Origin of the sequence: Aeribacillus sp. FSL k6-2211 (genome assembly GCF_037966125.1) — a bacterium.
Lineage (GTDB): Bacteria > Bacillota > Bacilli > Bacillales > Aeribacillaceae > Aeribacillus > Aeribacillus composti.
In genome coordinates this window covers 603,692-618,456 of sequence record NZ_CP150190.1, presented here as the reverse complement: position 1 = coordinate 618,456, position 14,765 = coordinate 603,692, and the positions used below count along the sequence as shown (strand labels likewise).

Annotated in this window: 11 protein-coding genes; all 11 read right to left on the bottom strand. The window is 31.6% G+C overall.

Annotated features, from left to right (window positions below):
* Positions 1 to 38: 38 nt before the first annotated feature.
* The 11 genes from NSU19_RS03130 to wecB all read right to left on the bottom strand — a co-directional run bounded on the left by NSU19_RS03130 (position 39) and on the right by wecB (position 14,348).
* On the bottom strand, positions 39 to 1,124 hold the full coding sequence (locus NSU19_RS03130; protein WP_339198698.1) for an MraY family glycosyltransferase: 1,086 nt from the start codon (positions 1,122 to 1,124) through the stop codon (positions 39 to 41).
* A 132-nt stretch (positions 1,125 to 1,256) separates the two neighbouring features.
* Complete coding sequence (gene murJ, locus NSU19_RS03125; RefSeq protein WP_339198695.1) at positions 1,257 to 2,768, bottom strand: murein biosynthesis integral membrane protein MurJ; 1,512 nt, start codon at positions 2,766 to 2,768, stop codon at positions 1,257 to 1,259.
* Positions 2,769 to 3,243: 475 nt separating this feature from the next.
* Entirely contained in the window at positions 3,244 to 6,513 is a 3,270-nt protein-coding gene (locus tag NSU19_RS03120; protein WP_339198692.1) for an N-acetylglucosaminidase, read from the bottom strand.
* Between the two features lie 87 nt (positions 6,514 to 6,600).
* Complete coding sequence (locus tag NSU19_RS03115) at positions 6,601 to 7,875, bottom strand: glycosyltransferase family 39 protein (RefSeq protein ID WP_339198690.1); 1,275 nt, start codon at positions 7,873 to 7,875, stop codon at positions 6,601 to 6,603.
* A gap of 18 nt (positions 7,876 to 7,893) precedes the next feature.
* The gene (locus tag NSU19_RS03110) at positions 7,894 to 8,265 is read right to left on the bottom strand and encodes an EamA family transporter (protein ID WP_094245081.1); all 372 of its coding nucleotides are present in this window, start codon (positions 8,263 to 8,265) and stop codon (positions 7,894 to 7,896) included.
* Positions 8,262 to 8,624: a DUF2304 domain-containing protein gene (locus NSU19_RS03105; protein WP_094245080.1), complete on the bottom strand. Its 363-nt coding sequence runs from the start codon at positions 8,622 to 8,624 to the stop codon at positions 8,262 to 8,264. Before NSU19_RS03105 ends, NSU19_RS03110 begins: the two co-directional genes overlap by 4 nt.
* Before the next feature lie 11 nt (positions 8,625 to 8,635).
* Complete coding sequence (locus NSU19_RS03100; RefSeq protein ID WP_094245079.1) at positions 8,636 to 9,322, bottom strand: glycosyltransferase family 2 protein; 687 nt, start codon at positions 9,320 to 9,322, stop codon at positions 8,636 to 8,638.
* 171 nt (positions 9,323 to 9,493) lie between these two features.
* Complete coding sequence (locus tag NSU19_RS03095) at positions 9,494 to 10,870, bottom strand: O-antigen ligase family protein (protein WP_339198687.1); 1,377 nt, start codon at positions 10,868 to 10,870, stop codon at positions 9,494 to 9,496.
* Between the two features lie 149 nt (positions 10,871 to 11,019).
* Positions 11,020 to 11,727 (bottom strand): WecB/TagA/CpsF family glycosyltransferase, encoded by a 708-nt coding sequence (locus tag NSU19_RS03090; RefSeq protein WP_094245077.1) that lies wholly within the window; start codon positions 11,725 to 11,727, stop codon positions 11,020 to 11,022.
* Between the two features lie 10 nt (positions 11,728 to 11,737).
* The gene (locus tag NSU19_RS03085) at positions 11,738 to 13,021 is read right to left on the bottom strand and encodes a nucleotide sugar dehydrogenase (RefSeq protein WP_094245076.1); all 1,284 of its coding nucleotides are present in this window, start codon (positions 13,019 to 13,021) and stop codon (positions 11,738 to 11,740) included.
* A gap of 172 nt (positions 13,022 to 13,193) precedes the next feature.
* Positions 13,194 to 14,348, bottom strand: a complete 1,155-nt coding sequence (wecB, locus tag NSU19_RS03080) for a UDP-N-acetylglucosamine 2-epimerase (non-hydrolyzing) (RefSeq protein ID WP_339198684.1) — start codon at positions 14,346 to 14,348, stop codon at positions 13,194 to 13,196.
* Between the last annotated feature and the right edge of the window lie 417 nt (positions 14,349 to 14,765).

The following is a 14,765-nucleotide window of genomic DNA, read 5'->3' as shown; positions in this document are numbered from 1 at the left end:
TTATAATAGAGTTATAAAACAAAAACGCTTAATTCTCATCAAGCGTTTTTGTCATTTTCAATGCCTATTTTCTTACTATTTAACTTTTTATATAAACTTAGTAAAGGTTTATAATTTTTACTTATTAATTCAAAACCTTCAATTAATAATTCAATAATAAGTAATATTAAAATAAAAATAATAATGGAAGCAAATAAATTTGCCTTATATAAAAGAATTGCTGAAACTCCGAAAAAAAGTGAAATAGAGTATATAAAAAGAACAGCCTTTCGATGAGTAAAACCAGCATCTAACAATCGATGGTGCAAATGATTTTTGTCGGCATCCATAATTTTTTTATTTTGAAGTTTCCTACGAATTATGGCTATTGTTGTATCTGTTAAAGGAACAGCAAGTATTACCATCGGAATAATGAAAGTAACAAACGTCACTTGCTTAAACCCAATAATAGAAAGAACCGATAATAAAAAACCGAGTAATAATGACCCTGTGTCTCCCATAAAAATTTTGGCTGGATGAAAATTAAATATTAAGAATCCTAAGGTTGACCCGATTAGAGCAATTGATAAGAAAGCAACATTTGTTTCATTCATAATTAATGCCATAACGAAAATGGCACTAGCTGCAATAATTGAAACACCTGAAGCCAAACCATCTAAACCATCAATCAGGTTAACCGCATTTGTAACACCAATCATCCAAATAAATGATACAATTAGAGCTACCCATATATTAACTGGTATACTCTGATCTAAAAAAGGAACAGTTAGATATTTTATAGAAAGGCCGTCTGCTAAAACAATTACTGCTGCCAATGTTTGGCCAACCAATTTTTGCCAAGGTTTTATTTGTAATTTATCATCAATAAACCCAGTTATCATGATTATTGTTGCGGCAACGATAATACTAATGTTCAAATCTATTAAAGTCGAAATATAGATAAAACCTGTTAAAAAAGCAATATAAATTGAAATCCCGCCAATTCTTGGGACAGCTTTCTTATGGACTTTTCTATTATCAGGTATATCTACAGCTCCAATATTACGTGCAAATTTAATTACAAACGGTACCGAAATCGTACTAACTATAAATGTTATTAAGAATGTTGTCATGTAAGGAGACATCAAGTTACACCTCACAAGGGAAATAATAAAGTACATTAGCTATTTCCTAACTGTATGAAATTTTTAAACCCTTATCATTATATCGTTTTATTGATAAAAAGAAAAGTATTCTTTTGATTTTCATTTTATAGATTATTGTTTTTTATTACTTGACCTCATTGCAACGATATCATATAAGGATGTTGTTTTTAATGCCCATAGCATAATAAAATAAATGCCCGCTCCAATAATTGTTAAAGTCGTTACATATAAAAATACATGAAATTGTTCAAAAAGATGTTTAATTATCCATAAAACAACTATCATGACAATGCAGGAAAAAATGATTTTAACGTATTCCTTACCAATTTTTCTAACGGAAAGCCAACCAATGTGTTTATTTAAAATAAAAAATGCAATAAAGGTATAAATAAAGCCAACGACTGAAGTTGATAATGCTAATCCTTTATAGCCTATCCAACTTGAAAAAACAAAATTAAACACTATATTTAGCAAAATAGACAAAATTCCAATCCTCATTATTAAATTCCCTTTATCAAGGGTATAAAACCCCTTTGCAATAATAACCTGAATGCTGTAAAAAAGAACCGAACCCACATAATAGTAAGCAACCTCTGATGTTGCTACCGTTGCTGCACCATCAAATGCCCCTCGTTGATAAACAATCTGTATGATCTCTTCCATCATTAACATCATTCCCGAAACAGTAGGAGCCAAAAAAAGGAACATGATAGACAAGCCTTTTTCCATTCCAGTCTTAAATAATTCCATATCATTATTCGTGCGTGCCTTTGCAATAATTGGATAAATAATCGTCGCTACCGTTACTCCAAAAATTGCTTGAGGAATACTTACTAAACGAAAAGCATAATTTAAATATGAAATAGCATCCGCCCCAAACATTCCTGCATAAAAGTTGCTAATATTTAAATTTATTTGTCCAACCATTATTGTTATTCCTACTGGGATGAAGATAAGATAAAAAGTGTTCACTTCTTTTATATTCAATTTTTGACGCCAATTTATAAATTTTCGCGGACCAAAGTAAAAAAACTTAATTAAAAACGAAATAATTGTACCGACTAAATACCCTAAAGCAATCGAATAGCCGCCTATCAGTTTGCTTAAAAAAAGCGTACTTCCAATGGTGCTTAAAACAACGACAGTCTGCGAAAAAGTTGAAAACGAGTATTTCCCCTTTGCATCAAAATATCCTTCAAAAACTGCATTAATTCCAACTAAAAAAATAGAAAAAAAATACATAATGGATGTCCAAATAGCCAATTGTTCAATATCATCTCTAAATGTGGGAAACAATAAATGGATAAGCCACGGCGAAAATGCCGCACCTGCAAGTGAAATCAATAATCCTATATAAAATGTCCCTTTTACGATATTCGTTAAATGTGAAAACCCCTGATTTTGCTTATCATATTTCAAATACGAAGGGACAAACGCATCCTTCATGCCAGATAGCATAAATAAAATAAATGTATTAGGAATGGTCATAGCTGCATTATAAGCTCCAACAATATCGCCTGCCCCAAATTGATGGGCAATGACGATATCGCGAAACATACTTGAAAATTTAAGAAAAAGTGTAGAAATAAAAAATAATATGCTAGCAAGTTTAAATTTAGACATTATTTCACTTCCTTTAGTTATTCATCAGTAAATTATCCTTAAAGGTTTTGTCCCAAAAGGATCTTAAACTTCCAGATATATTTCGCTAAAAAGAATAAAAATAAATCATGACATTGTGTATAACTATTTGTAACACGTCAAATATAAATTCAAATTTATTTCTAGTGGCTCCTATCAATTCAGACAGCCTACATTATCTTCTTTTTGACTGTTCTTTTTTTAAAAAAGAAAAAATCTCTTGATTAAAATTACTCTTTACGCAATTTTAAGTCAAGAGATTTCCATGAAAATATTATTTTAATTGTTGTAAGCTTATAAATATATCAACCATATCCAAATATTTTATAATATTAACCTGACATTTTTTAAAAGAATTATAGCAATTACATTTACAAACACAAACGCTAAATCCTAATAAACTTCAATAAAAAGTAAAGTATTATTCTATTTAAAAGGAGGGTGGTTAATCTAAAACTCATTTGAATACTGGAATATCTAAATACAAGATATACTTGTCAAGTAAACTATAATATTTTCCTATATAACTATTTGCTTGCAATATAGCCCAACGGATATCTGTTGCATATTGATGAGTTCCAGGATTGTCTGGATTCCATCTCATTTTATATAACGTATCTTGGCCATTATGAATATAACCTTCCCCAATAAAAGCAGCACCACCAATAATAGCTTTCTCAGGATCTGTCCAACCTTTTTGAAAAGCATATTCAGCACCACACGTTATTGGACAGGAATCCTTTGCTCCTATTCCATACATGTTATAAACTGTTTTTCCATTAATTTGTACTCCATTTGCCAATCTGGATGTTCCATTTCCAGTCTCATGTAAAGCATGAGCAACTAAATAAATTTCATTTATATTGTATTTTTGTGCAGCAGTAACAAATGCCTGTCCTTTACCTTCTAAAATTCCTTTACCTTTTAAAATTTTGTTATTGATTTCATCAGCTGTAAGCCCAGTGTATTGAGATAATTTTAAAAACTGAAATATTTCGGATCCATTATAGTTTAAAAAGTTATCAGGATTTAAGAAATACAATACATCTTCTCTGTCTGCATCTTTCCATCCTCCACAGGATTTTGAATATTTAATTTTGTACCATTCCCCAACTTTACCAATGATTTCAATTGTGTCACCTTTTTGCAGTTGCCCGCAACTATTGCTTTGTCCATTGATGGATGGTGTTGTTCGAACATTCAATGCATTTGCGATTACGATTCCTGTATTTCCATTATTCATTAAATGAATATAATTTTCATGTACATATCCATGATTTACAATTTGAGTTTGCGGGCTAACTCTCATTTGTATATTCAACATCTCATCTAAACTCATGTCATAGTACGACAGAATGCTTGATGTTGCTGGCATATAGACATAACCTATTCGACCTAAAACATCTACCTTAAACCATCTTCCAACAATATCAATAAAATTGTACGCCTGATTGCCCTTTAGTTCACCAATTACATTTCGGTTGCTATCAAAGATTTGTGTAGTATTATTTGTAGTAAACTTTCTATTTGGAATTTTATAAACACTATTTAAATCTTTTACATTTGGATTCATTATTGATTGTGTGCTATCTTTCCAAACATAGGCATACTCATTATTAATCTTTACCTTGTGCCAATTACCATCATCTTTTACTCGTGGGTAAATTTCATTTTTTGAGAGCTTAATAATTTCCGTGCCATTTGAACTTACTGCATAAACATTATCTCTTATTACCTGAAAATAACGGTCTGAGTTAGCAAAGGTTCTTTGCGTACCACTCTTATTTACATACCCTATTCTACCCATAACATCGACTTTATACCAATTTTCATACTCTTGTATAACCGGATATACTACGCCTTTGTTTAAGACAGCAAAAGTCTTCCGAGAGCTCGTAGAGGTATCTATAACTTTAACATCTTGTAACGCCTTAAAAGCTCTACTGTTTGAAACTTGCCCATTATTCAAATTTGTAATATTTGTTGATGTCGTTGGTTTTGTGGATTGCTTCCACACATAACCATATTTATCCCCTACTTTGACTAAATGCCAATTACCAGAGTCCTGAACTCGTTCAAATTTTTCACCTTTTTTTAGATAAACAAACACATTAGATGTTCCCGGTGCATATACAGGCAAATTATCTGCAATGACCTCAAAATATTTTGTTGAATTACTAAATTGAAGTTCAGTATTTGATTTATTAACAAAGCCAATTCTTCCATCTATATCTACTTGATACCAATTGGCATATTTTTTATAGTCACCCAATATCGGATATATAGCACCCTTCTTAATTGTAGCAAACGGTACTCTTTTTCCTGAAGATGTATCGTAAACAACTAAATCATCAAGAGCTTTAAATTTATTCTCACTTATTTTTAACCCATTATTTTTATTTTTAATGGAACTGTCGTCCGCAGGTTCAGTTGCTGCCTCCCAAACATATCCATATCCATCTGCCACTTTTACCATATGCCAATTTCCATAGTCTGAGACTCTTTTGAAAACTTGACCTTGATACAAATGTACAACTTCCTGAGAACCATTTTCGTGATTCACAAAAATAGGTGTGCCCCCATATTTAACTCTAAAATATTCCATATCATTAGAGAAATCTACTCGAGCAGAGGTCTTCATAATATACCCAATTCTACCGAGTATGTCTACCTCATACCAATTTGCATATTTATTATACCCTCCTATTATCGGATATTTTGTGTTCGCAGAAATTTCAGCAAAAGGAACCCTTTTTCCACTAGAAGTGTCATAAACAATTGTATTATCTAAAGTGATAATATAATTGTTTGATATTTTCAACTTATTAAGATTTTGTATTGTTGACCCCGTACTTGGCAAAGTAGCTTCTTTCCAAACATATCCATAACCTGATCCTATTTTTACTTTGTACCAATTACCCGAATCAGCCACTCTTTGATATTCTTGATCTTTCTTTAAATATGTAATTATTTTATTATTTTGATAAACAGGTGTGTTATCATATTTTACTTTAAAAAATTTATGTGAGTTGCTATTCATTAATAATTTTTTTTCCATTATTGGGTTATTTTCAACTTGTAAATTTTCGTTAGAATTTTGTATTGCGGTTTGTTGATTGTTTTCAGAATTAATCTGAACATCTGAGGTTATTTCCTTTTGAATATCACTACTTTCACCAGAGTTTAAATTTTCTTTTTCGTTTATTTGTGGACTCTCCACATTATTTGCTAAAATCTCTAGATTATTTTTAGAAATCTGTACCAATTGATTTCCTATAGAAAAAATAACTTGTGTATCATTTTCTTGAATGGGTTGAATGATAAAACCATTAGATAAAATACCAACTTGTTTGCCAGAGGATTCTGTTAAGAAAACAGGTGTTTGATCAGTTAGTACTTTGTATTGAGGTAAATCCAAATTTTCTGGTACCGTTGACACATTTTCATTTTCTTCCAATTGATAATTTACAGATTCTAATTTAATATAAAACTGTTTATTATTCATATTGAATATAATTTTATCGTCCACAATTTTATTTGAGTAAAATTCAAAACCTCCATATAAGTATCCTACAATTTTTTCATCATCTAATGAATATACTGGGGCTTTTTCAGATGTTATACTTACTCTATAAAATTCTTTCGTTACAGCTTTTCCGATATTTATTGGCAAAACGCTAAGAAGGATTATTAAACTGCAGAAAAGTGCTCCTAACCTTTTATACATATATTTGTTCCTCCTTCAACTAAATTATTTACTACAAAAATAATATACCTAGCTAGTAAACTGCTAATAGAATATCTATATTTTATTTTAACTTCTAAGCCTGAATATACTTTTAGTTTTTTGTGAAAAATAGGAGATAATAGATCCAATAAATAAAAACCAGATTGACATTAACGGTTGGTTATACCGATCAAATGCAAAAAATATATTATTAAGAACAGTAAAATAAGCGAGTATTCCAAATAGAAGAACATTTTCTGATAGAGATCTTTTGTATAAAAATATGGATAAAGTCATAGATATTGTTGCAAGTACCATCGTTAGTTTATGAATTTTCTGCATTAACTCAATTTTAACCCCAAAAATTTCTTTCCAATAAAATGATGTATTCCATTGTTTAATTGTTTTATCAATTGTATAGCTTCTAAGAAATGATTTTGGATCACTTTTCCACCATAATTTAATTCTATCAATGGCTGCTTCTTTTTGTAAGTTCATGTTTTCATATGCAGAAATGTTTGGGTGTTCTTTGTTAATTTTTTTAATTACGTCATCATAGGGTTCGCCATATCTATATCCCGACCCTTGATAAGTTCCCAGTAAGAGAGGATTTCCTGTTCCACCACTAAGTGGTATAAATTCATGGTAATGAATATAATTTCTAATCCACCAAGGTCCTAATACAATGAGAAGCAAAACTAAAGCAATAAGAAATTGTTTTAACATCATTTTTAAAGGGTATTTTTTTAATAATAGGTATATTAATAAAACTAAGGGATACAGTGCAATTGTTGGTCTAAACATGAGACAAAATAAATAAGAAAAGATAACTCCAAAGAAGTAAGACCATTTGCGTTCATTAGCCAGTTTAAGAGAACAATATAATAAAACATACATTCCTGCCATAAAAGGTGATTCGGTTAACAAAAGGTTATCTGTCAAAATTTGAGGAACGAATATCGCAAGTAAAAAAGCGGCTATAAGTCCTGTACATTTATTAAAAACATATTTACCAATTAGATATACAAATAAAATACTGGTTATGCCGAACAAAGATATTACAACCCTCGCTGCATATAAACCTACCTCTTCAAATCCAAAAATTAAAAATACTAATGCTAATAAAAAAGATTGACCAGGCATAATATGAACAGTGGGTTCTCCAATTTGATGGTATGTTAGCATCCCTGTCTGTATAAGAACTCTTGCACTTTTTGTATACCCTACATCATCGCTATTTAATGTTAGATTCAATCCATATTCATAAAGAGCAAACAATCTTAAAACTAAGGCCAAAAGCAATATAATAATTATTGAATAATGTTTCCTAACTAATTGAAGTAATTGATTATTTATACTCAAGAGAATATCCTCCTAATTTTAAGTATTACTGTTGGGAGACAAACCTATTATCGAAACTCCCGCCATAATTAACAAACAACCTAAAACTTTTTGGAAGGTGATTGTTTCATTAAAAACAAAGTGGGCACCAAAAACAGCAAGTATATATGCGATACTTTGAAAGGGATATGCAACGCTGAGCGGAACTTTCGATAATATATATAGCCATAATATTGTTGCAATACCATACATTGCAAGTCCAGAAAATACAAAAGGGGAAAATATTACCTTTAAAATGGAAAGTAGAGAAAAGCTAAGTGTTTGATTTTCCATGCCGTATTTCCATAAAAATTGACCAGTAACTAAAATCAATGTATTTCCTAATATCAATATGAAGTTTACCAAAGTCATTTCTTATCTTCCTTATCTTTAATATAATCTTTTATTTGCTTTTTAAGAAAAGCTAGTTCTTGAATAACATTTTTTAACTTTTCTTGTTGACTTGAAATGACAGTCGTCTGATAAATAAGTAAATTTAAAATTACTAAAAAAGCAACCATAAAAATCAATGCTGGCATATAAGATATTCCAATATAATGGGCAAACTTATTAATACTTGGAAGGAATAACGCAATCAATAATGAAATAATACCAAAAACGATCCACAAAAATGCTTGTTTATCTTGAAGTTTATTTCTGCTAGTAAAGAATATAACTTGCATAAAAAAAAGCAAAGCAAATATTAATGCTATAACTTGGACAATATCCATGACTACCCTCCCTAAAAAACTGAACGAATTAATGAAATAAACGTAACTTTTGTCATGTAATATAATGATTTTAAGGGTGTGATCGATGATCTTCCTCCTTGGCGGTTTTTCATTTCTACTTTTATTTCTTTTATTCGATATTTTTTTTGTGCCAACTTTACAAGTACCTCTACTTCAGGATAGTCAACAGGATAATATTTTGAAAATTCTTTTATAATCTTCCTATTTACAATTCTATACCCTGATGTTGGATCTGTAATTTTTATTCTTGATATAAAAAGTAATAAGTAATAAAAATACAATATCCCTATTCTTCTCATTAAAGATCCTTTATAGTTAGTTTTCTCAATAAATCTTGAACCAATTACCATATCATATTGCGATCGTTCTATCTCCGCTACTAATTTTTCAAGATCGTCAGGATCATGTTGTCCATCTGCATCTAATTGGATTGCATATTCATAACCGTGTTTAAGAGCATATTTATAACCCGTTTGCATCGCTCCACCAATTCCAAGATTAATCGGCAAATCAATATAATTTAAATTATTTTCCTCTAAAATTCTCCTTGTTCCATCAGTTGATCCATCATTTATTACCACATAATCATACTTACAAGTTTCAACCAGTTTTTTTACTGTATTATATATTGAGTCTTCCTCATTATATGCAGGAATAATTATGAGGACTTTGCTCATTTTAATAAACTCCTTTCAAAATAAATAGGATAAGACAAATACCTATTATTCCAAGATATTATATCTTATTTTTAATACCCTCTCCAATGTATTCTAAAATATTTCATACTTCTTTTAAAAAACCTATCCACTTGGGATAGGTAAAAATTTTTAAGAGGCCGTTAACTGTAATTATGTAGTTTTAAAAACTAAAGTACAATATAAGTATACAATAAGCACACCTAAATAAATACTCACCGCCGGTGCTGTTAAAACATGACCCGCAGTATAGGCGATGCCAAGACCTAAAATAACGGCAGAACCAAATAAAACCACTTCATGATTAAAGTTTTCTTTAACATTTTTAAAAAAGTATGTAACGATTTTATAAGCAAGATATAAAAATGGAGCAATGTACAAAGCAAATCCAATAATTCCTATAGAAAAAAATATATCAAAAAAGTCCATTTCAACTGTTTTTCCTTCTTTTTGATAATTCCCACCATATCCCATTCCGAAAAGCTTTTGAGATAATGGAGCTTCAGCAAAATATTTTTTATGTTGTGCTAAAAAGTGCTCTCTCCCGCTTAATAAAACATTTTCTACTGCTTTTTCCCTTTCTTTTTCTATTTCGTTTTTGGATTCTTCTGTTTTATTATCATTATTAAAATCAGCTTGTTGTTGATCCAATCCAACCCATGATAAGTGGATATTCATATTATGTGCAACAGGTGTGTATGGGGTCAATAGTAGAAATAACACTAATACTACAGAATTCACCACTAAATTTACACTAAATTTTTTTGCCAAAACCGAATCATGTCTAAATCTAATCCGTTCAATCAAATAAATGAAAAATGCAATCACTAAAATGATGAAGACGGAACCATACCCAACTTTTGTTCCGACTGCTAACTGAGAAAATATCAACATACATACAGGAATCCAGTAATAAATAGTTTTCCACGATTTTGTGTTTTGAACAGCGTAATACACCACCACTGCAAAGCATATCGCCATAATAGCACCAATTTCGTTGCCTGCAAAAAACCATCCTTGGTGTCCAAGTTTTTCGCTCTCATAACTTTTTATACCAGTACTTGTAATGGATGCTATTATCATTACCAAAGATACAATATTCATGGAAATAAAAATATTCCTTTGAATTGTTTTTTGAATATTCTCTTGCTCTTTTAACTTTTTTATAACAATTAAGTAACCAAATAAAATAATGGGAACATATGCAATTTTTGCAATATTTCTTAACTCTGAGAACAAATGAAAAGGGTCTTTAACCAACATATTATTTATTAAACCAATTATTAAAACAAACCCGAACAGAAATAAATAAAATAATATTTTTTTCTTAGATTTATCCAGGGGAACCCACAAGATATATAACAAAATGAGAAACATCACACCAAAACGAATGAATACCCCGAAAGTTAAATCGATATGAAAAATAAATATTGAAAAAGATGTCATTAAATCGATAACTGGCTGTAAAATTATAAAAAATATCAAAAACCACTCAAACTTTGACGAAAATGAATATAAACGCTTATTCACTACACATCCTCCTGTTGCTTGATCCGTTCAAAAGTTATTTCTATCTTAATTAACTGAAATGGAATAAGTTCATGAGAAATGCCTTTTCCCAACAATAATATATTTTGTTGGAGAAAAGGCATCTGCTAAAAACTGAAATAAAACAACAGTTATTTTTTTAGTGCTTTAATCAAAAACTTCGGTAATATTAATTGCCTTTTCCATCTCCAAGGTTCTTTTATTAATCTGTAAAACCATTCCAACCCTAATTTTTGAAAAATTTCTGGAGCTCTTTTAAGATTTCCGGAAATGACATCAAAAGAACCTCCAACTCCTTGAAAAACAAAAGGGTGAAGGGAGTTCATATTTTCAATGATCCAATATTCCTGCCGTGGGCTTCCTAAAGCGACAAATATTATATCTGGTTTAGCTTCGTTAATTGTCCTGCGAATAATGTCGGTATCTTTTTCATAGCCATGCAGTACACCAACAATGTTCAACCCTGGAAATTGTTTGATAAGCTCTTCTTTTGCTTTTTCAGCAATTCCTGGTTTTGCTCCATATAGAAAGATTTTTTTATTATGCTTTGCCGCTGCCTCACAAATCTTTAACATTAAATCAATCCCAGTAACACGAGAGCGAATGTTTCCTCCCCTTATTTTAGACGCTATAATCACACCTATTCCATCGGGGATTTGGTATGTCGCCTTATTCAACAATTCTTTTAATTGGTCGTCAACTTGTGCTTTCATAATTTTCTCTGGATTAATCGCAACAATAAAAGCTTTTCTTTTTTCCTCGATATCTCGTATTAATGATGATGTTAATTCTTCATAATTTAACGAAGAAACATCAATCCCGAGTATCTTTTCCTTCATAATATCACCTTTAAATACGAGGAAAGTTTTTAGAATCCCCTAATGTTACCACTGTAAAACCGGCCTTTTCCCATGTTAAACGATTTATGCAGTTTTTTGTATCGAAAATGATTTTAGATCGGATTCTCTCAATATTATTTGGATCTAATTCTTTGAATTCATTATGATCAGTCAAAATCAAAATGAGATCGGAATGATCCAAAGCTTCAGATAGACTTTGTGTTTGACGTTCAATCTTGTTTTCTTTAATATGCGGGTCATATGCTGTGTAATCAATACTTAGTTTTTCTAAGTGATTGATCACTTCAATAGAAGGACTTTCTCTCATATCATCTATATTTCCTTTAAACGCAAGACCTAGCACTGCAACACGACCATGAGAAATTCCTTTTTCTTCGAATAATCTCTTAACTTTATTTGCCGTATATGCTGGCATACCATCGTTGATCGTTCTAGCAAGATGAATCATTTTCGCAACATCAGGCTGAAGTTCAACAAGAAACCATGGATCAACTGCTATACAATGTCCCCCAACACCGGGACCAGGAAAATGAATATTGACTCGAGGATGGAAATTTGCTAACTTAATTGCCTCCCATACATTGACTCCAATATTTTCACTAATTTTAGCCAATTCGTTTGCAAAAGCAATATTTACATCTCGATACGTATTTTCAATCACTTTTACCATTTCGGCAGTTGTTGCATCTGTCGTATGAATCGTTCCTTTTACAAAAACTTGATATAATTCCTTTGTCAATTGACTAGATTTTTCATTAATTCCTCCTACAATACGATCATTTTGAACTAATTCCTCGAATACTTTACCTGGTATGACACGTTCCGGAGAGTGAGATACAAATAATTCTTCACCAATTTTCAAGCCGCTTTTTTGCAATATCGGCAACATAACGTCTTCAACAGTCCTTGGTGGAACAGTGGATTCTAAAATAACTAAATTTCCTTTTTGTAAGTACGGAACGATTGAATCTGTTGCTTGGCTGACGTAAGAAAGATTCGCAGTCTTATCTTGGTTGATCGGAGAAGGGACAGCAATAATAAAAATGTCAGCTTGTTCAGGTTTTGTAGATACTGTAAAATTGCCATCATCGATTGCTTTGTTTAGACGTTCCTGTAATCCATTTTCTTCTATATGAAGTTGTTTATTTTTTATTGATTTGACAGCATGTTCATTTATATCCACCCCATGAACCCTTAATCCATGGTTGGCAAACATAACAGCTGTTGGTAATCCAATATAACCCAATCCAATAACGCATATTTTTTTCTCCATAATCTTAAAAACTCCTTTGTAATCAGACAGAATTCACACTATCAGTTATTATATCGAATATTGCTTAAAGAAGATAGGCTAAATTTTTTTTGTAAAAGGATTTTAAAAAATACAACCTTTTTATATGACAAAAGCCATTAAAAGTCAACAAGAGCTGTCAAAATTCAACAGCTCAAGTATTATGGTTAAACAACACTGGTTTTACTGAACTTACCCCAAAATGATACAAAATCCCCTGCACAATCCGTTCTGATGCTTTGCCGTCTCCGTAAGGATTGGATGCTTGTGACATTTGTCGGTATACCTTCTCGTCTGTTAGGAGCTGTTTGGCTAATTGATAGATTTGCTCTTCATCAGTGCCTGCTAGTTTCAATGTGCCTGCTTCAATTCCTTCAGGTCGTTCAGTCGTATCGCGGAGAACCAAAACAGGCACGCCTAAAGAAGGAGCTTCTTCTTGTACGCCACCGGAATCTGTCAAGATAATGTGAGAACGGGCGGCAAAATTGTGAAAGTCCAAAACTCCCAGTGGTTCAATTAAATGAATCCTGCTGTCATTTCCGAGAATTTCATCTGCTACCTCGCGAACAGCCGGATTAAGGTGAACAGGGTAAACAACCTGGATATCAGCAAATTCTTTTACTAATCTTTTAATGGCCCGGAACATACTTCTCATCGGATGCCCTAAATTTTCGCGTCGGTGTGCAGTAAGCAGTATCATTCGGTCATTTCCAATTTTATCAAAAATTTCGTGGTGATAATCATCTGTTACTGTTGTTTTTAAAGCATCTATTGCCGTATTGCCTGTTATAAAAATCGAATCTTTCGGCTTATTCTCTTTTATTAAATTTTCAAATGCTTTCTTAGTGGGAGCAAAATGCAAATCCGCCAAAATTCCTGTTAATTGGCGGTTCATTTCCTCTGGAAATGGAGAAAATTTATTATTAGTGCGAAGCCCCGCCTCCACATGGCCAACGGCAATCTGGTTATAAAACGCAGCTAAACTAGCAATAAATGTTGTCGTGGTATCTCCATGAACAAGAACAATGTCAGGCTTTACTTTTTTCATTATGCCATCTAAGCCTTCTAATCCTCTTGTCGTAATATCAACTAACGTTTGCCGATCCCTCATAATATTCAAATCATAATCCGGAACGATACCGAAAACATCCAATACTTGATCAAGCATTTGGCGATGTTGTGCCGTAACGGTTACAAATGACTCGATTTTGTCTGTATGTTTTTTGAGTTCCAGCACTAACGGAGACATTTTTATTGCTTCAGGTCTAGTTCCAAAAATCGTCATTACTTTAATTTTTTTCAAGAACATCACCTTCACAAATTTTTTTCGAACATAATATATCTTAACATTTTTAATAAAACTGATTTGTAAATTTCTTGAGATTCCCCTTATTTTTTACCTAATATTTCCGTTTTCTAATCGAATATTCCAAAAAGTCCTCCTTTAGTTCATCTCGGCTTAGAATAAAGGATACAATTGCCTCAGGGTAACCAAGTTAGTCGGTGATGCTCTAGCAGAATAGCGAACATCTCGCTGCCGATAAATGTTTTGATTCATAAATTTGATTCATAAAGTCGACCCTTTCGACTCATTGGCGAAGCTTAGGATCTGTCGCACAATTTGGAGCAAATCCTATATTTTTCTATACAAATTTAAAAACGTTCTCCAACCTCTCGTTTTTCTCTGCATATGGCGATAAGAATTCAAAGGCAGCCAGCTTCTATG

Coding starts and splice junctions, on each gene's coding strand:
- NSU19_RS03130 (WP_339198698.1), bottom strand. CDS start 1,124: ATGTCTCCTTACATGACAACATTCTTAATAACATTTATAGTTAGTACG.
- murJ (WP_339198695.1), bottom strand. CDS start 2,768: ATGTCTAAATTTAAACTTGCTAGCATATTATTTTTTATTTCTACACTT.
- NSU19_RS03120 (WP_339198692.1), bottom strand. CDS start 6,513: ATGTATAAAAGGTTAGGAGCACTTTTCTGCAGTTTAATAATCCTTCTT.
- NSU19_RS03110 (WP_094245081.1), bottom strand. CDS start 8,265: ATGACTTTGGTAAACTTCATATTGATATTAGGAAATACATTGATTTTA.
- NSU19_RS03105 (WP_094245080.1), bottom strand. CDS start 8,624: ATGGATATTGTCCAAGTTATAGCATTAATATTTGCTTTGCTTTTTTTT.
- NSU19_RS03100 (WP_094245079.1), bottom strand. CDS start 9,322: ATGAGCAAAGTCCTCATAATTATTCCTGCATATAATGAGGAAGACTCA.
- NSU19_RS03090 (WP_094245077.1), bottom strand. CDS start 11,727: ATGAAGGAAAAGATACTCGGGATTGATGTTTCTTCGTTAAATTATGAA.
- NSU19_RS03085 (WP_094245076.1), bottom strand. CDS start 13,021: ATGGAGAAAAAAATATGCGTTATTGGATTGGGTTATATTGGATTACCA.
- wecB (WP_339198684.1), bottom strand. CDS start 14,348: ATGTTCTTGAAAAAAATTAAAGTAATGACGATTTTTGGAACTAGACCT.